The organism is Streptococcus sp. HMSC070B10, from assembly GCF_001808665.1.
GTDB lineage: Bacteria > Bacillota > Bacilli > Lactobacillales > Streptococcaceae > Streptococcus.
Map to the genome: position 1 here is coordinate 57,763 of NZ_KV794199.1, position 20,932 is coordinate 78,694.

The window sequence follows — 20,932 nt, forward strand, 5'->3', positions numbered from 1 at the left end:
TTGGAACACATTCACAAAAATAAAATTGTTATTTAGAAATAGTAGTTTAGTAGAGACTTGAGAAAAAGCCTACTTTTCAGTAGACTTAGTTTATTTCTATTCTAATCGGTACTCTTCCAAAATTCTGCTCTGCTATACTTGGATTTCCCAGTTGGTAAATCTGGTCTGCCTTTTGGGTCATAGCATCCCAAGGTTCTTTGCCAATTCGGCTGACTAGATCGACCTGCCCTTTCAAAGACTTGAGATGTTGCCTGCCTTTTTCAGTAAAGCCAAGAACATGGATGCCTTCTGGCAAGTCACTTTCTCTAGCCTGCACCAAGATATAGGTCAAAAGGCGTCTGACACGCGCCTTGGTGTAACGTTTGGTCGCAACCGCCTCAATCAAGTCTTCCACAGACTGGACTGTCTTGATGGTCTCTTTAATGCGCACAGCCATTTCTTGATTGACCTGATAGATGGTGGTTATGTCGGGATTTGACAAGATTTGATAGCGGAGCAAAGGAAAATAGTCTTCCCAGCTCACTTTACTGGTCTGCTCAAATAGGGCAACAGAAGGCATAAATCGTTCTAAGAAATCTTTGTCCCTTTGGTGCTGACGGAGGGCTGTCGCCGAGGCGAAGTCCACATCCTGGTCCACAGAATGGTAACCAGCCCCCTGACGCTGAATCGGATACAGCTTGATATTTCGTCCCGCAACCGCCTTGGCATAGGCCAAAGCAAGAACATGATTGGGTGTATGGCCTGAAAAATCAAGACCAGCAAATTCCTTCCACATGGCTTGGGTTTTCTGGGGATAGGAGAGAGAATCAGGCAGATTTTCCACAAAATTCTCCATCTCTCTACCTTGCTCTGCGTATAAGTCAGCGATTTTTTGATAATCCAGAACTTCTTCTGTTCCAAAAGCGAGGCTATCAATACCCAACCGAGCCAAGATATCCACAGCCCCTTGGCCAAAGAAATCCGCCGCCTGAACACTGACTAAAAAGGGCAGTTCCACTACCAGATCAGCACCATTTTCAAGCACCATCTGGGCTCGTGTCCACTTGTCCACGATAGCAGGCTCGCCTCTCTGCATGAAATTCCCAGACATGGCCACAATTTTCAACCCCTTCGTCTGCTCAAGCAGGTATTTGTGGCCATTATGAAAAGGATTGAACTCCGCGATAATACCCGTGATGGTCATGATAATCTCCTACTTCTGCGCCACAAAAAACCAACGGGTGCTGGTTTCTGTTGGCTCTTTGTCTTCAAAGTCCGCAAAGAGTTTGAAGGATTTGAATCCGGCCTGTTCCAGCAAAATATCATAGGTCAAGACCTCATAGGTTCGCTCCTCATGCACTTCATCGTGGCGACTAAAGGAACCATCCGCTTCCTTGACAAAGAAAGTCAACTCATGAACGATAGAGTGAGGCGCCGCATCCTCATAGGTATCCCATAGCATGGCGAAATCTTCTGCATTTTCATGATAAGAATAGCCTGGAAAAACTTCGTCTGTCTGGTAGGTCGAATGCACATCAAAGATGAAAACTCCATCTTCATTAAGGGCATTATACACTTCCTTAAAAACATCCCCTACTTCCACCTCATCCTGCATGTAGCAGATAGAGTCCGAATAACAAGTGACAAAGTCGTATTGACCTACCTTGGACAAATCCAACATATTGCCTTCAATAAAATCAATCTTTTGTTTGGCTGAAGCCGCTCTCTTCTCCGCAATCTTCAGCATATCTGCGCTCAAGTCAAGTCCAGTCACATCAAAACCAGCTTGAGAAAAGCGTACAGACTGGATGCCTGTCCCACAAGCCAATTCCAAGAGTTTTTTTCTCTCCTTTGTCTTAGGCAAATGACCCAGAGAAAAATCCGTCCATTTATCATATAAACTATCGTCCATGACCGCATCATAGACCGCCGCAAAGGTTTCATAAGTTGCCATAATCATGATACCAAGAGCCTCCATGGCAAACACCACTCGCCCTATACCTTTCTATCCATTTTTTCTAAAATAAGCAAAGAAACCCAGTTGGCTACAACTGAGTTCGTCTTCTAAGCAAGAGCTTCTGAAATATCTACTGACTCCGCCTCATGCCATAGCTTTTCTAAGTTATAGTGGGCACGCATTTCTTCTGAAAAGACATGCACGACAACAGAGCCGAGGTCTAGTAGGACCCAACCTCCAGCTGCATCTCCTTCGACATGACTGCCTTTAAAGCCTGCATCGGCTACTTTTTCACGGATATTATCAGCGATAGCGTCCAACTGACGGCTATTCATTGAACTAGTAATAACAAAGTAGTCAGTCACGCTAGTCAAATCTTGGACATCAAGTGCGAGGATATCCTCCGCACGTTTCTCATCAGCCGCTTTCACGACTAGTTCTAGTAATTCTTTTTCGTTCATTTAGTCCTCTTTCTAGAAAATATGCTTGTAATCTAGGACATCTGCAAAGCGCCCCTCCCAAATGCCCTCATAAAATTCATTTATCGTTTCTGCTGGAATGTCTTTCCCATCAAACGTTGTGCAAGTTCCTTCTGGAATAATAAGCTGATAGCCATATTCAAAGGCAACCTTGACAGAGGTATCCACACAATATTCTGTCTGCATACCACATAAAACTAATTTTTCAATCCCCTGTTTATCCAAGTATTCTTTTAAACCAGTTTCTTTGAAAATACTGTTATACTTCTTCTGAAAGACCTTTTCATTAGGTTTTCGACTTAAAAGCTCAGATAACTGCCAATCTTCTGATGTTTGAGCTTCAGCGTTCTCAATATGTTGAACATAGACAATTTCAATATTCTTGCTTCTAGCCTGGTTTTGTAAATAAGAAATTTTTTCCAATAGACTATTTGTCTGAAAACCAGTTTCCACTAAAATATTCTGAACATCAATGATTATAAAAGCCGTCTTCATTTAGTCCTCTTTCAAATAGTGCACAAAGGCGTTATAGGTTTCAAGGGTTTGGGGATAGATAGAGAATCCCTGATGAGCTAGATGCTCCACGGTACGAGCTGTTTCGTAGGCCACCGCCTTATTAAGCGATAAACTTGCAATCTCACGTGCCACATCTACTCCTGGAAAGGCACGATTGTGCTCGATATAGTCTGCGACGTAGATGACTTTATCTAGGTCTGTCATCTGACCAGCACCGACTGTATGGATTTCAATGGCTCGCAGGATTTCTGAATCATGCAAATCCAAATCTTCCTGAATCTTGTAGATGCCAACCATGCCATGCCAGACATTATTGCCCCAGTTTTTGAGATCAGGATCCAGCTGATAACGGTCAATCAGGTCTAGAAATTCCTGATCTGACAGCTTTTTAGCGTAGTCATGAAGAAGGCCTGCTAGTCCTGCTTTCTCGGCATCGACTCCAAAGCGCTGAGCCAGTTCTATGGCTGCACGCTCCACACCCAAGCAATGGGTTAAGCGTTTTTCAGGCAGAAGCTCTGCCATTTTTTCCAACAAAACCTCACGGGAGCAGTTGATATAGTCTTGATAGGCCATCAGTAGAGCCCCTCCTTCTCGATGTAGTCTAGCACAGGCTGAGGTAGGAGAAAGTTGGGTTTCCGACCTTGGGCAATGAAGTCACGCACCATGCTGGACGAGATATCCATGAGAGGCACATCCACCCAGATAACTGGATAGGAAGTTCCTGCCTTGTAGCGTGGGCGCTGAACCCCCACAAACTGAACCATGTCAACCAGTTCATCAATTCGGTACCACTTAGGCAGATAGTCCACCATGTCAGCACCGATGATAAAGTAATAATCCGTATCTTGATTCTTCTCTGTTAAAATCTTCATAGTGTCGTAGGTATAGGAAATGCCCTTGCGCTCCAACTCAATAGTTTCAATGTCCAGACCTTCAATCCCCTCAATCGCCAACTCAAGCATCTTGAGACGATGGTGTTCAGGGATGGTTTCCTTTTTATCTACATGAGGAGGTTGGTATTCAGGTATGAGCAGAACTTGATCTAGTCCCAACTGCTGGCGCACTTGATCCGCAACAATCAGATGGGCATTGTGAACAGGGTTAAAATTCCCCCCTAAAATCCCGACTTGTTTACGTTTTTTCTCCTTGATTTCTGGCTCCAACTCTACCTTGGTAAAGGGAGTCAATAGTTCGATTGCCATAGGCTAGTCTCCTTTATTTCTCTGTAAAAACAGTTGTTTGGAGTAGTTTTTTTAGATTTCTTTGACTTTTTTAGAAATCTTGCGATTCTCTTTCTTGCTAGATTGTTTATACAAAATCAAGATGCGTCCGATTTTTTGGACTGTGTCCACACCGATTTCTTCTTCCAAAATTTCAGCTACTTCATGGATATTTTCATCGGTGTTTTGCAAAAGCGTTACTTTAATCAATTCGCGGGCATCAAGAGCTTGACGGACGCTGGTTTTGATTTGGTCGTTAAGTCCATTTTTCCCGATTTGGATGATGGGTTTGAGGGTGTGTGCCTGGCTGTTGAGGAAGGCACGTTGTTTTGATGTTAATGACATAATTTCTTCCTTGTTTTTTTGATAGTTATTTTAGGTGGTGAGGGACGGTCGGAACTAATTTTTCAAAGATTTCATCTTTGAAAAATGGATTTCCTGACCTCACAATTGAGCCTAGGTCTCAATTGTGCCCCTTACCAATCTAACGATTGGCAAGACACCACGGCAATAACTATCGCTATATGAGCTCACTTTGTTCGCTCAGCGATTTTGTTTTAAATAATTGCTTTTCGCGTGACGACTGCGACGCCTTCTGGTGCCCAGACGGCGACTTTGGCGGTGCCTGTTACGCGGATCCAGCCTAGGCCTGAGATGACTAGGTCTGTCTTTTCCTTAATGTTAAATACATGCTGAACTAGTTTTGGAAAATCTTCTTTTTCCTTGCTATTTGGTGGTGTCAGAAGGGTTCCGACGTGCTTATCGTAGAAAGCACTAGCGCCTTCAAGCTTGGTACGGTGCAATTTGAGTTCGTTGTCAAAAAAGGCTGTGAAACCTTGCTTCTCACCTGCAATAAAGTCAAAGCGTCCGAGACCTCCTAAAAACAGGGTTTGTTCAGGATTGAGCTGATAGGTTTTAGGCTTGATTTCCTTTTTAGGACTGACATACTTGAGGTTTTTGGCCGTCAAGTAGTGAGCCATCTGGTGACGGTGGATAATCCCCGGTGTATCGTAGATATAAGATCCGTCGTCAAGCGGAATCTCAATCTTGTCCAAGGTTGTTCCTGGGAAACGTGAAGTCGTAATGACATTCTGGTTACCCGTGATTTCTTGGATAATAGCATTGATAAGAGTTGATTTTCCAACGTTGGTCACACCGACCACATAGACATCACGGCCCTTTCGGTAGTGCTCGATTTTGTCAATAACTTCCTTAATGGCATGCTTGTTTTGTGCCGAAGTTAAGACGACATCGACTGGGCGAAGACCTTCTTCGTGGGCACGCTCCATGAGCCACTGGCTAATCTTTCCTGGTTTAACTGACTTGGGCAGGATATCTTTTTTATTTCCGACCAAGAGGACATCATTGCCCGATACAAAACGTGGCAAACCTGGGATAACAGAGCCATTAAAGTCAAAGATATCAATGACATTAACTACCAAAGCATCACTGTCTCCCACCTTATGCAAGAGCTTGAGGAAATCATCATCCGTCAACTGAACATCAGTGATTTCATTGTAGTGGCGGAGACGGAAACAACGTTGGCAATAGACTTCACCTGTCTCCAAACCTTTTTCAAGTGCCGACTGGGGGGTAAATCCAAGTCCAGCCTTGTCTGTCGTCTGAATGGTTGCTCCACAACCAATACAGAGAATTTCTTCCATAGTTAAATTCCTTTTTTATATGTAATCGGTCCGTACTTTTCAGTGATTTTTTGCATAACACGGCGCTCACGAGCTCGGTTAATCTGCGTTTTGATTGAGTCGTGCTGAACTAAGGGTTTGACCAATATTGAGCGAATGCCTGCACGGTGGGCTGCTCGTATATCTGTCATGAGCTGGTCGCCGACCATAACCACTTCACTTTTCTCATAGTGAAATTCCTTCATGGCACGGTCAATCCCAAATGTGAAGGGCTTCAAGGCCCAGTAGACGTAATCAATCCCAAATTTTTCAACTGCTCGTTGGACGCGTTTTTTAGTGTTATTTGATACCACAATGATGCGAATGCCCGCGTCCCGAAGATCATGTAGCCATTGCTTCATCTCTGGCGTCCCGTCAGGGTTGTTCCAAGCAATGAGGGTATTGTCCAAATCGACCAAAACAGCCTTGATTCCATGCGCCTGCAGGCTTGGGACTGTCAGATCATAGACTGCTTCCACAGCAAAGTCTGGCATGTAGTTTTCAATCACCATTTTGGCTCCTTTTCTTTTATTTTCTAGTAATTTTCTTCAGCCATTGAGATAAGGCCACCCATAAAATCAAGCTAGTCATTAAGATATAAATCCAAGCATTTGGCTCTTCTGTAAATGGTAGAGGAACATTCATTCCGAAGAAACCTGTAATAACCGCAAGTACTGCTAGTAAGACGGAGATAATAGTCAAAATTGACAAACTATCATTCAAGTTATTGTTTAGGATGTTGTTGTAAGAAGCTGAGAGTTGTTGCAAGACTTGAGAAATCAAGTCTGTCATAGACACCAACTGATGGGCTTCAATCATGGCATCATCAAACTGCTCTCGTTCGACATCATTAAATCTCCGATAAAGAGCATGGCCCTGGATATGTTCCAAGAGGAGTCGATTTTGTTTTGCTGCTGCTGTCAAGTAAACCATACCAGTCTCCAAGTCAGAGAGGGCGAAGAGATTTTTCTTTGTTGTAGTTTGACGTAGCAAGGCACTAATTTCGTCCTTACTTTTATCCATCTCTTCAATGACAGGATAATAAGCGTTACTGATAATCTCTAAACCAGCAAAGAGAAACTTGTAAATAGAAAGCGACTCATGGCTATCCAGATAAGCTAACATCTGATCAATGACATAAGCATTCTTATGGTTGCTGATGGTAATCATTCGTTTGTTTTCAACGATAAAGGTCATGGGAATCGCTTCATAATATTCTTTGTCTTTTTCTAAATCAAGAACATTATAAATAAAGGTTACCGTCTCCGTTTCACGGTTATAATCCATATGAGCTCGTTCATTTCTATCCAGAGCATACTCAATGGTTTCCTTGTCCAATCCATAGATGTCAGAAAGATCTTCCATATTTTTAATCTTATCCACATCAAGGTCTATCCAAATACAACCATTGCCCAACTGCTTTTCTAAAACCATCTTTTTTTCTCCTTTATTAAACTCTTTATTAAACTCTTTATTAAACTCTTTCTACTATACCATAAATCTGCTAAAATTTCAGGCCTGGTCTGTCCGAGAGAAATTACTGACGACTGTTATATTCCGATTGGGAACAAAGTGCAGAACCTGGTCTTCTCCTCGGAGTTGTGTTGTTCGAATGCCAACGCTGACAACCTTGCCCGATACAGTAATAGGCCCATTTGTCAGAACAACCTCATCTCCCACATCCAGTTGACGTTCAAAGAGGATGAAAAAGCCATTGATGACATCAGACAGAAAGCCTTGGGCTCCCATCCCAATAGCTACCCCAGCAATCCCAGCACCTGCCAGCAAACTAGAGACTGGCAAGCCCAAAATAGACAAGATACAGTAAAGTAAAAAGAAATAGAGGGTATAATTAAACACATTCTCTAATAAACGTGAGATGGTTTTCTGACGCCCGACATCGTGGCGAGACATTTTTAAAGAAGGTTTAACAATTCTCTGCACCATGGTATGAAGTAGTTTCTTAGCTATATAGAATAGCAAAAATAGAAATAACAGAGAAATTAACTTGGTTAAGATATTCTCAATAATCGTTGTTATATCAAGCTTATTGAGATAGGTTTGAAAAAATTCTTGCATAGAAAACTCCTTTCATTTATTATACCATACTTTCACAAGTGATGAATCTCCATAAATATTCAAAAATAATAGCCAAAATAGACAGAAAATTCTTGATTTTAGCTCATATTTATACTATAATCATAAACATTACACAACAAAGGAGATTGTTATGAAAAAAATCATTCATGCTTGGAATAAGGCAAGCCTGATCAAACGAATTTTGATTGGTATGCTTTGTGGAGGTATCCTAGGACTGACACTTCCTAACATTTCAGGAATTGGCCTGCTCGGAGATCTCTTTGTTGGTGGCCTCAAAGCCATCGCACCGATTCTAGTCTTTGCTCTCGTTGCCAATGCCCTTTCACAACATAAAAAAGGACAAGATAGCAATATGAAAACCGTTATCTTCCTTTATCTAGTGGGGACATTTGCAGCTGCTCTTGTAGCGGTTTTTGCTAGTTTTATCGTTCCTATTGAAATTACCTTGAATAGTGCCAATACAGAGATTACGCCTCCTGACGGTATAGGTCAGGTCCTCAGCAACCTCTTGCTCAAACTAGTTGACAATCCAGTCAATGCCCTTATTACTGCCAACTACATCGGTATCCTATCATGGGCAGTTATTTTCGGGATTGCTATGAGAGAGGCCAGCAAAAACAGTAAAGAATTGCTTAAAACCATGGCTGATGTGACTTCTAAGATTGTCGAATGGATCATCAACCTAGCTCCATTTGGTATTCTTGGTCTTGTCTTCAAAACCATCTCTGATAAGGGAATCGGCAGTCTAGCCAACTATGGAATCTTGCTTGCCCTCTTGGTGACAACCATGTTCTTTGTAGCTCTGGTAGTCAATCCACTAATTGCCTTCCTCTTTATGAAGAGAAATCCTTATCCCCTCGTTTGGAAATGTTTGCGTGTCAGCGGTGTGACAGCCTTCTTCACTCGTAGTTCTGCAGCCAACATCCCTGTTAACATGAAACTTTGTCATGACCTTGGACTAGATCCAGATACCTATTCGGTTTCTATCCCACTTGGTTCTACTATCAACATGGCCGGAGCAGCGATTACCATTAACGTTTTGACCCTTGCTGCAGTAAATACTCTTGGAATCCCTGTTGACTTTGCAACAGCCTTTGTCCTCAGTGTGGTAGCAGCTATCTCAGCCTGTGGTGCTTCTGGTATTGCGGGAGGTTCCCTCCTTCTTATCCCAGTTGCTTGTAGCCTTTTCGGTATTTCTAACGATATTGCCATGCAAGTTGTCGGTGTTGGATTTGTCATTGGGGTCATCCAGGACTCATGCGAAACAGCCCTCAACTCTTCTACAGATGTCCTCTTTACTGCTGTTGCCGAATACGCAGCAGCCCGTAAGAAATAACTCATCAAGGCAAGCCTGCTCAGGTCTTGTCTTTTCCGCTTTTATCTAACTTACTAGGAAATCCTTATGTCTATTAGCCAACGTACGACCAAGCTCATCTTAGCTACCTGTCTTGCCTGCCTTCTTGCTTACTTTCTCAATCTCTCCTCAGCTGTCTCGGCTGGAATAATCGCCCTCTTGAGCCTATCCGATACCCGTAGAAGTACCTTAAAACTGGCCCGAAATCGCCTCTTTTCCATGCTTCTAGCTTTGGTTATCGGAGTTCTGGCTTTTCACTTGAGCGGATTTCATATCTGGAGCCTTGGCCTCTATCTAGCCCTCTATGTGCCTCTAGCCTACAAGATGGGATGGGAAATTGGCATCACACCAAGCACTGTTTTGGTTAGCCACCTCTTGGTACAAGAGACAACCTCTCCAGACCTTCTAGTCAACGAATTCCTTCTCTTTGCAATCGGTACAGGATTTGCCTTACTTGTCAATCTCTACATGCCTTCACGAGAAGAGGAAATTCATCATTACCACACATTGGTAGAAGAAAAGTTAAAAGATATCCTCCAGCGCTTCAAATATTATTTATCCAGAGGGGATGGACGCAACCGAGCACAGTTGGTTGAAGAATTGGACACCCTTTTGGAAGAAGCCCTCAGACTGGTCTATCTAGATCACTCTGACCACCTCTTTCACCAGACCGACTACCATATCCACTATTTTGAAATGAGACAGCGACAAAGTCGTATCCTGCGAAACATGGCCCAGCAAATCAACACCTGTCACCTAGCTGCCAGTGAGAGTCTGATTTTGGCCCAGCTCTTTTCAAAAATTGCTGGTCAACTGAGCCAGACCAATCCTGCTTCTGATTTGCTAGATGAAATTGAACGTTATCTGAAAGTCTTCCGTAATCGCAGTTTGCCCAAGACAAGAGAAGAATTTGAAACCCGTGCCACACTTCTTCAACTCCTACGTGAAGCCAAAACCTTCATCCAAGTAAAAGTTGATTTTTATAAAAAATATGGACAGTAATACTCTTCGAAAATCTCTTCAAACTACGTCAGCTTCACCTTGCCGTATATATGTTACTGACTTCGTCAGTTCTATCCACACCTCAAAACGGTGTTTTGAGCAGCCTTCGGCTAACTTCCTAATTTGCTCTTTGATTTTCATTGAGTGTAAAAAATAAAACTTCAGACCAATCACAAAAGGTGAATATCTGAAGTTTTCTTTTATTTGTAAGTTATTACCATAAAGGTTAATAGTAAAACGAATAAGGCCAAACTCACCAATAAAGTAAGAACCTTGACCAAGGTATTGCTCTGCCAGTAGCTTGGTTTACCAATATTACTGGTCGCATCCATGGAAAATAGTTGATTTTGACGGGGTTGTATGGTCACCAATACAATCAAAGCAAGAGAGAGGACAATAGCTAAAACAATCAGAATATCAGTCATAGGCCTACCTCAAAATCCCTAGCAAAGTAAAGAGTAAACCAACCAGAATCATTAAACCCAAGATGAGTGAAAAAGTTTTACTAATCTTTTCCCCTCGGGTTTCTTTTTCCTTTTTGATAGGTTTTTGTTTCAACTCTTCCATGCGACCTTCAACGTCTTTGTAAAATAAGTCTTCGTCTGACATGTTAGCCTCCTAAAACAGTTTGCATGGTTTCCTGATATCGTACCAAGTCAACATAGTTGGCATGTTGGCCTTGTTTGCCAAGTGCCTGACGCATTTGATCAACATCTGAAAGAGCCAATTTAATGGTCTCAACCAAAGCAGCAACCTCACTACTTTCAAATAGATGAGCCGGAGCGATATAGAGTCTATTGTGTACCGTTTGGTTAAATCCAAGAATCAAGAGATTGTGCTCAAAGGCCTGACGCACCGCCTGCAACAACTCATTGCTGTGATTGATATCTAAATAAATATCCGACAGTTGATACAGCTCCTGAATCTTCTGTGGACTAGCATTCTGGTAAAGGACCACATTAGGATAGCGAAGCATGTCTAAGAGCTTAGAAGACATCTCTGTTACCGCCGCGATGCGGAAAGTGACATCAGGCAAGGCTTCTACGATTGCTTCCACTTGCTCAATCTGATCTGAATTAGTCAAGATTAAGGCATCTCGTCTTAGGAAATTATCCCGTTTAAACTGATAATGGTAACCCAAGTGCACAAACTGATCATGGTATTTCTCATCGGTCAACTCTAAAGCACGCTCATAAGTCGCTTTGTTTGGAATGATAATCTTCTTAGTACGCACATCAGCGCTTTCCAAAATCAACTGCATATTGCCTGGAATGGTGTCATAGAGAGGTTCCTGCCAAACCAAAACATCTGATCCAGACTTATCTGGATGATGGAAGGAAACTAAGAAAGGTGTCGCTAGAGTATTAAAAATAAGCTGACTGGTATCGATTTCCAAATCTTGCAAAAAGAAGGTGATAAATTCAACCTTATTTGCAAAGTAACGCATGGACTGACTAGGTAAGGTCAATAATATATCACCCGTCACATGGTTTTCAAGTAAAACTTCCTGACCATTGCCATTTTGGTAAACTGTCATAATTGGCTCGCTATCTGCGCTAAAGGTTGTTGTAGCAAAGCAAGCTCCGAAGCGATTGTAATGGTCAACCTGACGGACTCTACCTTCCAGGTCTTTCCAATCTACCTGTTTTACCAAGCGAGCCTGCATTCCATCAGCATAATGAATAAGAGCTCTCTCCTGCGTCATATCTTCAATACGAGCAGACTGATTATTGCCTGAAATTTCCCAAAAAGCTGGAACAGGGACTTGGTTGAAATAGAGAGGTTTTCCCTTTTCATAGCCTAGATAATAGGTAAAAGGAGAAACCAGACCATCAGGCAGAAAACCATCTGCATAGATGACCACTCCAAGTTGAGAAAGACCAGTAGCGACTAGACTTTCATGTAAATCTCGACTTTCCTGACTATAACGATCATAAAGTTCAATCATGGAGCACCTCCTCTACTGTTTTCTTCCACTTTTCTAAAATTTCTTCGGTTAAGAAGCCTTCTGCAATCTGGTAAGAATGGGTACGCATAGCCTCCAAACGATGTTCTTGATACAATTGACAAATCTTAGTCGCATAAGCTTGCTTGATTTGATCTTCCACATGGTCAGATGAACTTGGAATCAAATAACCATTTTTCCCATCCTCTATAAAAGTCTGATTGCCATAAGGCACATCAAAACCGATAAGAGGGAGGCCTGAAGCAATTGCTTCCATCAGGGTCAGACCAAATCCTTCGCTGGTAGATGCCGTCAAGTAGACCTCATACTGGCTATAAATCTGCGAAAGTTCTGCATGTCCCTTTAGTTGGATATAATCCTCAGCCTGATGAGTTGCAATAATATCTCGAAGAAGAGAATCCTCTCCACCGCTACCATAGATATCAAAGGTTAATTCAGGAATTTCCTTACGAGCCTCAATGACTTCCTTGACCAACCAGTCGATGTGTTTTTCTTTGGCCAGACGTGAAGCAGTAATCAATGAAAAAGGCTTACGTCCTTGACTTGACTCGGTCAAGGAATCAATACTTCCTACAGGAATGGTAATAACCTTTGGTTGGTGCTGGGTGTATTTGGCAAATTGCTCTTGCAACACTTCCTTTTGTCTATCAGTTGATACGATAAAGAAGTCAACCTTATCCGCATTGGTAAACTGATAATCATAATAGTTGTTCCAGAGGATGTAATCCTCATTTGTAGCATTTTCACTATAATGCTCCGCATGAACAACTACCGCTAAATACGCTGCTTGTGCTTCCTCAAAAACAACCTGTCCAATGCCTGTCTCCCTATCCAGAATGACCAAATCAGACTTGTTCAAATTCAAGGATTTCATAAAGGCTCGCATGAAAGCTGGCTTACCATAGAAAATCTTATCCTTGAAACGATAAACTTCTTCCTTCCCTTGATTCATCAAGATATCATAGGCTGGAGTCCCATCTTCATTGTAAAAAGTTCGTTGATATAGGACTGCAACATTGTCCTTTGGAGCAAAGTATTCGCTACAATAGCGCGTATAAGAAAAGTAATCCTTCCGAATCAAATTCCCCTTAAAAACATACTCGGCATGTTGGACCAAGTCCTTGTTCTCATCAACCAAATAACAGGTAACAAACTTATCTTGGTCAGAAAAGAAGATACGCAAAACCTTGCCATTCTTTTCTCTACGACTTTCAACACCGTCAAACTTAGACAAAACATCCTCAACCGTCACGCTAGTCGGTGCAATCTTGATATCTGTAAAGTGATTATAAAGCCAGATAACTTGCTCATCATCAAAACCAATATTGGCTGTTAAGTGCTGAATGTTATCCGCTAAAATCATATCTGTAAAGATAAACTTAGAGGACAGATTTAATTTCCGAAAAACACCAGCACGGTAGGCTTGGGCGTATTCAACACCGCTACTAGCCCATCCAAGTCCTAAATTTATATTATAAATTGTCATATTTTCTCCTCTTATGGAAAATGAGTCATAATCTCACCCTTAGAAGTGACTTCAACCAAGCCCATCAGGAGATTACGAACCATATCCGCACGGATTTGTTCTTTCATAGCTTCAAATCCCGCGTAGGCTTCTTGATAATACTCTACAATCGGGTTTTTCTGACTAGCAGACTGACCACCTATAGCCATAGATAACTGTTGTAGATAGTCTACCTGCTCTACCCAGTTGTCATCAATAGCCTTGAGCATGGAGAGTCGTAAAAACTGTTCATACAAGTCGTGTTTCTCCAGTAATTCCTTCTTTTCAGAGAGTTCTCTATTCACAACTTGTTGAATAAAGTTGCGGACTTGTTTCTGATTAGATAGGTCTAGATTATCTGGAATCTCCTTTACATGGAAACTGATATTGGTAACAATAAAGTGAAACAGTAATTCACGACTGGCATAGTGTTCAGCCGCTACCGCTTCTGTATATCTCTCGATGATATCCAAAACTACATCTTCTAAGTCACGAGAACCATCTATTAGACGATTGCGTTCCTTGTAAATCATATCCCGTTGAATATTCATACTTTCAGCATATTCTAGAGTCTGACGGCGTGCCGAACGTCCAGCACTATCACTGGCATGCTGAGCCCTTTCGACCAGGTTACGATACTTACGACCTTTGAGAATTTCTGGTTGCGTCATATCTTGAACTTGATAATCTTTATACCTCTTATGAACCCAAGATGGACCAAATTTCTTGATAACATCATCTTCCAGTGATACAAAAAACTTACTCATACCTGGATCTCCTTGACGACCAGAGCGGCCACGGATTTGAAGGTCGATCCGCTGACTTTCCATCCGCTCTGTTCCAATGACAATCAAGCCACCAAGTTCAGCGACTCCCTTACCAAGTTTGATATCGGTACCGCGTCCTGCCATAGATGTTGCAACTGTTACGGCCCCCATCTGGCCTGATTCTGCGATAATTTGGGCCTCACGCGCAGCATTATTAGCATTGAGGACATTATGAGCTATTCCCTCACGAAGCAAGAGCGATGAATAAAGCTGAGACATTTCAACTGAACCTACAAAAACCAGTAAGGGATTCCCCTTAGCATGATACTCTTTGATGTATTCCAAAGACGCATAAACTTTCTCTGGTAAAGTCACATAGAGATTATCGGGATAATCAATTCGTTGCTTAGGACGATTGGTTGGAATCCGAATAACGGCCATATTATAAGTCTCAAGAAATTCTTTTTCTGCTACCTTTCCTGTCCCCGTCATCCCAGATACTTTTTTAAACATCTTAAAGAGACTCTGATAGGTGATGGAAGCCATGGCTCTCGTTTCAGGAGATAACTTCACATGTTCTTTGGCTTCAATGGCCTGATGAAGACCTCCCTGTAGTTTGGTCATTTCCATTAAACGGCCAGTCCCCTTATCCACCAATACCATCTCATTTCCACGAATGATATAGTCCTTGTCTTTAGTATAAAGTTTATGGGCTCGAATCGCATAAACTAAATGACGAGCAAAGGACGCATGTTCTTCCTTATATAAGTTGTCAATTCCTAGGAAACTTTCAGCAGACTTGGCCCCCTTAGTAGTAAGCCAGACCTCCTCCTTCTCCTCTTTGAAAATATAATCTTCTCCCTCGACCAGCGTTGTCACCAGTGTTTCAATGATCCCATAGTAATTAGACTGAACACGGGGAGAACCCGCAATAATCAAAGGAGTTTGTGCACTATCAAGCAAGATATCATCAATTTCATCAATGATGACATAGTTAAAAGGTCGCAAAAACTTACCTTCTTCATTCGAAGCCAGATTATCATTTAGGTAATCAAAACCTAAATTACTATTGGTTGTGTAAATGATATCCAAAGCATAAATAAGCTTCTTTTCTTTAGCTTTCATTTCCTTCTTTGAATCCCCTGTAAATGGCACCCCAATTGTCAAGCCTAAGAAACGATAAACTTGGCCCATTTCCTCTGCATCACGTTTTGATAAATACTCATTTGGCGTAACAACCATCACACCTTCTCCTGAAAGAGCGTTCAAATAGACCGGCATGGTGGCTGTTAGGGTTTTCCCTTCACCAGTGTTCATCTCGGCAACATTTCCGTAGTGCATGATAATAGCTCCCATGACCTGAACATCATAGGGGAACATCCCTAAAATCCGTTTGTCCGCTTCACGCACCACTGCAAAAGCTTCTACTAAAAGGTCATCTAGACTTTCTCCTTTGGAAAGACGCTGACGAAACTCCACTGTTTTAGCGACTAATTCTTGATCCGAAAGAGAGGACATCTTGTCTTTTAAACTATTAATCCTCTTTAAAATCTTTTTCACTTTTCTAAGCTGGAAATCTTGACCTAAACGTCTAAACACTTCTGATCTCCTTGATAGAAAAATGATAAAAAGTTATGGATTCAAAACCAGCACTTAAAAGAGAAACTTGATAAGTATAACTATCTTCTGGATAAGTAAATATGAAATCTTTCACTTTTTCTACCTTTTCTTCTAAAATATCACCATAGCGGTCAAAAAAAGTTATCTTGGTATAAACTCCATTTTCAGGCTGACAATCAAAAACTAGTGATAGTTGATACTCCTGATTTCTTTTTAGTAAGGGAAGCTGGGGCTGAGTCCGTGCAGCCTGGTAATTGACACTAGAAAACCAAGTCTTGAGAATTTCACCAGATGGCAATAGAGGATTATACAGACGGACACTTTTGTCAGGGTAATAAGATACAGTTGACCCGTACATATAAGTCCCGCCAACTTCTCCCCAATGAATAGACTGTGTCTGTGTAATAATCATTCTTTCTCCCTTCCAAAATCACTTGCTAGTACCATTCGATAAAAGTGAAGAAACCAAGCAATATTGGTATCTGTATCATCATTGTGTCGTCCAGCAGTTCCTTTAGATAAAATCTTGGCACCTGTATTACATAAATAAGTAACTAGATTCTCATAAGCCTGAGGATCCATTTCTTCATCTTTCATATAGGACAAACCAAAGGTTGTCTTTGAAAAATTTGCTTGTTTAAATATTTTCCAAAAACGCTGATCCAACTCCGTCATATCTTGCGAACTTCTCCCACCTGTATGGTGAATTAAACAATCAAAAGCCAAGTTAGAGACACCCGGTGCGTCCAAACGTCCACGGCTAGCTATGGTTCCTAAATTAGCCAAGGGCTTACCGACTATGATGGCATGAGGTTCAAAAGAAGCACCATAATAGAGAGCCGGAAACGTTCCCATAGAAAGACCTGATAAAATCAAATCCTTTCGATCAAAGCCTAAATAATCAAGATAGTGAGCAATCGTCTCTTTGACCTTTCCCTCTAGCTCATCTGTTCCTAGATAAAAAGCTCCCCCTTCTAAACGTGGATCAGAAAATAAAATGAAGGGACATCCTAGGGTTTTCATCATAAAGTAGCCCTCGAATCCTTCTGCAGGTCGATAACCGGAAAAATAGACAGCTAAAGGAGGCTTAAAATCACCTGGATGGAAGAAATAGTTTATTTCATCACGTTTGGAATCATGTAGGATATTCCCACCAAGCACAAACTTACCAAATTGTTTTCGACTCCAACGTTGGTGAAGATTACCTAGTTTGATAGTTCCACGACCTCTTGCTTCAACAGATAAAAATATCAAAAAATTAGTATCTATACTATCTATAACGATAGCTTTTTCCAAATCTGCTTCAGTATAAACTTCTTCTTCAAAAAAATGGTCTATATTCCCTTCAATTATCTTTCGGACTATAAACCTAAACTCACAATTCCCCTGTTTTTCATACTCTAGCCATAATTCTATAGGCAAATTTTTATAAACCATAAAATTATGAGACCAACAGGCCAATTGATGAAAGTTCGTTCCAAAATCACCTTCTATCATTACATGCTCCAATCCTTGATAAGATATAGAGCCTTCAAAAGAAGAATGAATTTGAATATTTGACGGAAATAGTTTATCCCCATATCCCCCACTAAAAAGAGAAGTTGATAGGTCCTGCAATAAAGCCTGCGGATCCGAAAAATCTACGGGCTGTGCACATTGTTTTTTTAATATATCTAAAAGAAGGGGATCTGTCGTCTTAAAATCCTGATTATAAAAAAGACTATGAGGTTCGAAAAAATCGGTAAACTCAAGGACATCTGTTAAAGAGTTACCATCTTCAATCAAAACAGCTTGAAAACGACTGATAGTATCTATCTCGATCATCTTGCGCAATGCCTTGGAGGACCGAGGGCAAACAAAATACCAGTCCATATTTTCTGGGATTTCATATTGATGAGACCAGTTATCAAGTCCTATTTGTAAAATTTTAAGACCTTTTGACATGTCGAGCCCCCTCTGTCCATTTTTTTAACTTTTCAATAAATTGTTGTCCAGTGTGCTCCTTAATCTTATCAATCGAATAAATCAAGGACTCATTCCACTCTTTCAACCTATCTGTGTAATAATGTGCAGCCTTAGAAAATTCTGTCACATCTGTCAGCAAATAACCATTTTTTAAATGTTCAACATAGACGGTTTCAACTAGATTGATTTGAGGAATTCCTGCACTAATACCAGCTATCTGTGTGTAGAGATGAGGCTGTCTATTTAAATCCACAATCAAACGGACAAATTCTAGTGTTTTTATCAAATCTAACTCATCATTCAAATTGACAAACTGTATGCGTAAGTCCTGGTGTTGATTTTCTTCCAGAGGATTTTCTGCATCACCATAATCAATCGCCTTTCCTAGACTTTCGTATTGAATGTTTTCTTGGATGAAAGACTCAACAATCCTTTCAACCTCATTCATTTGCTCCTGACTAGCAGCAAAGGCTCCAAAAATCACCTCAGTATCTTTATTTTCAGCGACAAAGGCCAAGACTTGAAGTAGAGCTTGATTATCAATTCCCTGCTCAAAATTCAGTTGATAATATATGATGGATTCTTTCTTAGTTTGACTTCTCCCCAATCGTAATCGGGTGTCAAATGATGATAAATGATAAAATTGATGCATTCGTTCAGGATACAACTCCTGCAACAATCGTAAACTATCCTCTCTATCCACCAAAATCAAATCTGATTTTTCAAAAGTTAAATCTAAATCCCTAAAGGTATCTTGAGGATTACGTCCAATGAAAAGACTCAAAAGTTTAGGATTTTTTCTAGGTAAACGGTCTAAGACCAGCTGGTCATGGTGAGGATGAGAAGGAAGCATAAAAATATCCTGATACTTCACATATTTTTGCAGATAATTCTCAAAAAATTCTGTCACCAAATCTCCCATGTCTTGATAGATGAGCGCTTTAAAGCGATAACCAAAAATTGGATTGACTTCTACCCGCCCGCCTTCTTTTAAACGCTCTCTAAATTGCCACACTCCCTTGGGATTCAAATATTCTTGATAGGCCGCTTGCCCATCTTCAAAAAAGATAACGCTCGATACAAATCCACGATCATCCATGATATAGTGCATATGTATTTGACCATTCGGTTCAAAATACTGTATATCACTGATGAAACCTTCAACCCCATGTTCAACCTTAGCAAATTTCTTCCCATTTTTTTGAACGATAATCGTAAAGGGACTATAAATAAATTCACAGTCATCATCCCACTCAATATCTCTAATGCTTAACACTTGAGTATGGAGATTATGAAAATCTTGCATAACATCAAAAACGGAATAAGTATCCGTTTCTAACACACCATGTCTATGTAAAAAATAACGTAGATGAGGCTGGTAAGCTAATACTAATAGACGAGAATCTATATCTTGCCTTTGAAGGAGTCGAATCTGATGAAAGGTATCATCAAACTCTAGACGAAAATGAGAAAAATACCATGGAGTGATAGTTGCATGCCATGTTCTTTCTGAACCATACCAAGCTGGAATAAAATAATACATAAAAGTCTCCTAAATCAAGGGTTTATAGGTTTCATTTAACCTTAAAGCCTTGAACTCGTCTCTAATCGTAAAAATCATGCCCCCAAACATCAAGAACAAGCCTGGAATCATTGCCAATCGTAATAACTTTTCATCATACAAAACAAAAAGCATGGGACCACCTGCCATAATCACATTAAAGAGACCACCTATGACTGAGAAACGAAGGACCAATCGATTAATAAATCGACTAGTGTCCTCGCCTGGATAAATTCCATAAATGTATTCTCCAGATTTTTTCATGCGATCTGCAATCTCTTCACCATTCATTGTCACAAATGCAAAAATGATACTAAATAAAAATAAGACCGAAATATAAACATAGACCCACAAAGGTTTTCCAATCATAAATTCCTTAGATAATCTCGTCAGTCCTGAAGCGTCGGGGAAAAGAAAGCCTAATAAGATGAATAGATAAGTTGGTACACTAAGAAAACTCATCACATACATATAAGGCATTCCACCTGCAGGATTCAACATGATTTCGAGATAAGAATAGCGTTTAAAACGATTGTGAAGTCCTATCTTATTGACTGGCACTAGATAACGCGCACGATACATAATGGAAAGCAAGTAAGAAAATATAATGGTCATAAAAATAAGCAAGACAACAATCCCTGTTGGGATATGAACCAGTTTAAAAGTTTCAATAACATCCTGGGGAATATTGATGATAATACTAGATAAGAGAATGACAATGGATCCCCCTACCCCCATACTGGCATTCAAATCTGACAACCACACCAGAAAAAAGGTCCCCGCTATTAGTAATAAGGTATTTATAAGTATAACCAAGACCGAAGAATAGGATGCTTGTATCGGTAAACTTAGAGAAATGGCCAAAGATTGAATAACAGCAATCAGCAAGGTCAGATACATTTTTCGACGATCTTGAATTTCAATCGCTGTAGAATTCAAGCCTAACTTTTTCGAAAAAGAAAACATCTGCCATAAAATCATCGCGGACATCCAAGGTGATAATCCTATAGAAAAAAGCGATAAACTTCTTAGGTTCCCACCTGTAAGGGCGGCTGAGAAGGCTAGATAGGCTGTTGAACCTCCTAAAAAATCTTTACTATTTAGGTCAACAAAAGGTAATGTCAGTCTGCTTCCTACAATATAAATAAGAATAAAAAAAATCGTCATAAATCCTTTTTTTAATACAACAGATGAAAAAAAGTTTTTCAAAACTTATCCTCTCAATCTCCTAATTCTTTGTTTTTGTAAAATTCATTTTAT

The 20,932-nt window shown here is 40.6% G+C and carries 22 protein-coding genes; 2 read left to right on the plus strand and 20 right to left on the minus strand.

The genetic code is table 11. The annotated features are described in order from the left end of the window. Positions 1-85: 85 nt before the first annotated feature. The 11 genes from HMPREF2613_RS06645 to HMPREF2613_RS06695 form a co-directional block, all read right to left on the minus strand. A complete protein-coding gene (locus tag HMPREF2613_RS06645; protein WP_070479800.1) occupies positions 86-1,183 on the minus strand; it encodes a nucleotidyltransferase in 1,098 nt (365 codons plus the stop codon). A 9-nt stretch (positions 1,184-1,192) separates the two neighbouring features. After that, the gene (locus tag HMPREF2613_RS06650; protein WP_004255427.1) at positions 1,193-1,933 is read right to left on the minus strand and encodes a class I SAM-dependent DNA methyltransferase; all 741 of its coding nucleotides are present in this window, start codon (positions 1,931-1,933) and stop codon (positions 1,193-1,195) included. Between the two features lie 110 nt (positions 1,934-2,043). After that, the gene (gene rsfS, locus HMPREF2613_RS06655) at positions 2,044-2,397 is read right to left on the minus strand and encodes a ribosome silencing factor (protein WP_004255425.1); all 354 of its coding nucleotides are present in this window, start codon (positions 2,395-2,397) and stop codon (positions 2,044-2,046) included. A gap of 12 nt (positions 2,398-2,409) precedes the next feature. Continuing rightward, positions 2,410-2,910, minus strand: coding sequence for a cysteine hydrolase family protein (locus tag HMPREF2613_RS06660; RefSeq protein WP_004255420.1), 501 nt, complete (start codon positions 2,908-2,910; stop codon positions 2,410-2,412). Then, on the minus strand, positions 2,911-3,504 hold the full coding sequence (gene yqeK, locus HMPREF2613_RS06665) for a bis(5'-nucleosyl)-tetraphosphatase (symmetrical) YqeK (RefSeq protein ID WP_070479801.1): 594 nt from the start codon (positions 3,502-3,504) through the stop codon (positions 2,911-2,913). After that, positions 3,504-4,133, minus strand: coding sequence for a nicotinate-nucleotide adenylyltransferase (locus HMPREF2613_RS06670; protein WP_070479802.1), 630 nt, complete (start codon positions 4,131-4,133; stop codon positions 3,504-3,506). The genes yqeK and HMPREF2613_RS06670 overlap by 1 nt, the downstream gene beginning before the upstream one ends. A 51-nt stretch (positions 4,134-4,184) precedes the next feature. Then, positions 4,185-4,496, minus strand: a complete 312-nt coding sequence (yhbY, locus tag HMPREF2613_RS06675) for a ribosome assembly RNA-binding protein YhbY (protein ID WP_000060171.1) — start codon at positions 4,494-4,496, stop codon at positions 4,185-4,187. Positions 4,497-4,708: 212 nt separating this feature from the next. Continuing rightward, positions 4,709-5,815, minus strand: coding sequence for a ribosome biogenesis GTPase YqeH (gene yqeH / locus HMPREF2613_RS06680; RefSeq protein WP_070479803.1), 1,107 nt, complete (start codon positions 5,813-5,815; stop codon positions 4,709-4,711). Positions 5,816-5,817: 2 nt separating this feature from the next. Further along, a complete protein-coding gene (locus HMPREF2613_RS06685; RefSeq protein WP_070479804.1) occupies positions 5,818-6,345 on the minus strand; it encodes a YqeG family HAD IIIA-type phosphatase in 528 nt (175 codons plus the stop codon). 16 nt (positions 6,346-6,361) lie between these two features. Continuing rightward, positions 6,362-7,267 (minus strand): magnesium transporter CorA family protein, encoded by a 906-nt coding sequence (locus tag HMPREF2613_RS06690; protein WP_070479805.1) that lies wholly within the window; start codon positions 7,265-7,267, stop codon positions 6,362-6,364. Positions 7,268-7,345: 78 nt separating this feature from the next. Next, a complete protein-coding gene (locus HMPREF2613_RS06695; protein ID WP_070479806.1) occupies positions 7,346-7,912 on the minus strand; it encodes a mechanosensitive ion channel family protein in 567 nt (188 codons plus the stop codon). Positions 7,913-8,063: 151 nt separating this feature from the next. Here HMPREF2613_RS06695 and sstT point away from each other — a divergent pair, with 151 nt between their 5' ends. Next, positions 8,064-9,269, plus strand: a complete 1,206-nt coding sequence (gene sstT, locus HMPREF2613_RS06700) for a serine/threonine transporter SstT (protein WP_070479807.1) — start codon at positions 8,064-8,066, stop codon at positions 9,267-9,269. A gap of 66 nt (positions 9,270-9,335) precedes the next feature. Next, the gene (locus HMPREF2613_RS06705; protein WP_070479808.1) at positions 9,336-10,289 is read left to right on the plus strand and encodes an aromatic acid exporter family protein; all 954 of its coding nucleotides are present in this window, start codon (positions 9,336-9,338) and stop codon (positions 10,287-10,289) included. 200 nt (positions 10,290-10,489) lie between these two features. Here HMPREF2613_RS06705 and HMPREF2613_RS06710 read toward each other — a convergent pair whose 3' ends face one another. Genes HMPREF2613_RS06710 through secY2 form a run of 9 tightly spaced genes read right to left on the minus strand, consistent with a single transcriptional unit; the run spans position 10,490 to position 20,881 of the window. Then, on the minus strand, positions 10,490-10,714 hold the full coding sequence (locus tag HMPREF2613_RS06710) for an accessory Sec system protein Asp5 (RefSeq protein WP_033689239.1): 225 nt from the start codon (positions 10,712-10,714) through the stop codon (positions 10,490-10,492). 4 nt (positions 10,715-10,718) lie between these two features. Next, complete coding sequence (asp4, locus tag HMPREF2613_RS06715) at positions 10,719-10,898, minus strand: accessory Sec system protein Asp4 (protein ID WP_070479809.1); 180 nt, start codon at positions 10,896-10,898, stop codon at positions 10,719-10,721. A gap of 1 nt (position 10,899) precedes the next feature. Further along, a complete protein-coding gene (gene gtfB, locus HMPREF2613_RS06720; protein ID WP_070479810.1) occupies positions 10,900-12,237 on the minus strand; it encodes an accessory Sec system glycosylation chaperone GtfB in 1,338 nt (445 codons plus the stop codon). Further along, complete coding sequence (gtfA, locus tag HMPREF2613_RS06725; protein ID WP_070479811.1) at positions 12,230-13,741, minus strand: accessory Sec system glycosyltransferase GtfA; 1,512 nt, start codon at positions 13,739-13,741, stop codon at positions 12,230-12,232. The genes gtfB and gtfA overlap by 8 nt, the downstream gene beginning before the upstream one ends. Before the next feature lie 11 nt (positions 13,742-13,752). Continuing rightward, positions 13,753-16,125, minus strand: coding sequence for an accessory Sec system translocase SecA2 (gene secA2 / locus HMPREF2613_RS06730; protein ID WP_070479812.1), 2,373 nt, complete (start codon positions 16,123-16,125; stop codon positions 13,753-13,755). After that, positions 16,118-16,558 carry an accessory Sec system protein Asp3 gene (gene asp3, locus HMPREF2613_RS06735; protein WP_070479813.1) on the minus strand — a complete coding sequence of 147 codons (441 nt, stop codon included), beginning with the start codon at positions 16,556-16,558 and terminating at the stop codon, positions 16,118-16,120. The genes secA2 and asp3 overlap by 8 nt, the downstream gene beginning before the upstream one ends. Next, complete coding sequence (asp2, locus tag HMPREF2613_RS06740; protein WP_070479814.1) at positions 16,555-18,090, minus strand: accessory Sec system protein Asp2; 1,536 nt, start codon at positions 18,088-18,090, stop codon at positions 16,555-16,557. Before asp2 ends, asp3 begins: the two co-directional genes overlap by 4 nt. Continuing rightward, complete coding sequence (asp1, locus tag HMPREF2613_RS06745; protein WP_070479815.1) at positions 18,074-19,654, minus strand: accessory Sec system protein Asp1; 1,581 nt, start codon at positions 19,652-19,654, stop codon at positions 18,074-18,076. Before asp1 ends, asp2 begins: the two co-directional genes overlap by 17 nt. Before the next feature lie 9 nt (positions 19,655-19,663). Continuing rightward, on the minus strand, positions 19,664-20,881 hold the full coding sequence (secY2, locus tag HMPREF2613_RS06750; RefSeq protein WP_080976012.1) for an accessory Sec system protein translocase subunit SecY2: 1,218 nt from the start codon (positions 20,879-20,881) through the stop codon (positions 19,664-19,666). Positions 20,882-20,932 lie beyond the last annotated feature (51 nt).

Bases quoted from the DNA above. Each gene is read 5' to 3' on its own strand.
- yhbY (WP_000060171.1), bottom strand. From the start codon at position 4,496: ATGTCATTAACATCAAAACAACGTGCCTTCCTCAACAGCCAGGCACAC.
- gtfB (WP_070479810.1), bottom strand. From the start codon at position 12,237: ATGATTGAACTTTATGATCGTTATAGTCAGGAAAGTCGAGATTTACAT.
- HMPREF2613_RS06710 (WP_033689239.1), bottom strand. From the start codon at position 10,714: ATGACTGATATTCTGATTGTTTTAGCTATTGTCCTCTCTCTTGCTTTG.
- rsfS (WP_004255425.1), bottom strand. From the start codon at position 2,397: ATGAACGAAAAAGAATTACTAGAACTAGTCGTGAAAGCGGCTGATGAG.
- HMPREF2613_RS06650 (WP_004255427.1), bottom strand. From the start codon at position 1,933: ATGGCAACTTATGAAACCTTTGCGGCGGTCTATGATGCGGTCATGGAC.
- HMPREF2613_RS06690 (WP_070479805.1), bottom strand. From the start codon at position 7,267: ATGGTTTTAGAAAAGCAGTTGGGCAATGGTTGTATTTGGATAGACCTT.
- HMPREF2613_RS06645 (WP_070479800.1), bottom strand. From the start codon at position 1,183: ATGACCATCACGGGTATTATCGCGGAGTTCAATCCTTTTCATAATGGC.
- yqeK (WP_070479801.1), bottom strand. From the start codon at position 3,504: ATGGCCTATCAAGACTATATCAACTGCTCCCGTGAGGTTTTGTTGGAA.
- asp2 (WP_070479814.1), bottom strand. From the start codon at position 18,090: ATGTCAAAAGGTCTTAAAATTTTACAAATAGGACTTGATAACTGGTCT.
- HMPREF2613_RS06660 (WP_004255420.1), bottom strand. From the start codon at position 2,910: ATGAAGACGGCTTTTATAATCATTGATGTTCAGAATATTTTAGTGGAA.
- asp1 (WP_070479815.1), bottom strand. From the start codon at position 19,654: ATGTATTATTTTATTCCAGCTTGGTATGGTTCAGAAAGAACATGGCAT.
- HMPREF2613_RS06670 (WP_070479802.1), bottom strand. From the start codon at position 4,133: ATGGCAATCGAACTATTGACTCCCTTTACCAAGGTAGAGTTGGAGCCA.
- asp4 (WP_070479809.1), bottom strand. From the start codon at position 10,898: ATGTCAGACGAAGACTTATTTTACAAAGACGTTGAAGGTCGCATGGAA.
- HMPREF2613_RS06685 (WP_070479804.1), bottom strand. From the start codon at position 6,345: ATGGTGATTGAAAACTACATGCCAGACTTTGCTGTGGAAGCAGTCTAT.
- HMPREF2613_RS06695 (WP_070479806.1), bottom strand. From the start codon at position 7,912: ATGCAAGAATTTTTTCAAACCTATCTCAATAAGCTTGATATAACAACG.
- yqeH (WP_070479803.1), bottom strand. From the start codon at position 5,815: ATGGAAGAAATTCTCTGTATTGGTTGTGGAGCAACCATTCAGACGACA.
- HMPREF2613_RS06705 (WP_070479808.1), top strand. From the start codon at position 9,336: ATGTCTATTAGCCAACGTACGACCAAGCTCATCTTAGCTACCTGTCTT.
- asp3 (WP_070479813.1), bottom strand. From the start codon at position 16,558: ATGATTATTACACAGACACAGTCTATTCATTGGGGAGAAGTTGGCGGG.
- sstT (WP_070479807.1), top strand. From the start codon at position 8,064: ATGAAAAAAATCATTCATGCTTGGAATAAGGCAAGCCTGATCAAACGA.
- gtfA (WP_070479811.1), bottom strand. From the start codon at position 13,741: ATGACAATTTATAATATAAATTTAGGACTTGGATGGGCTAGTAGCGGT.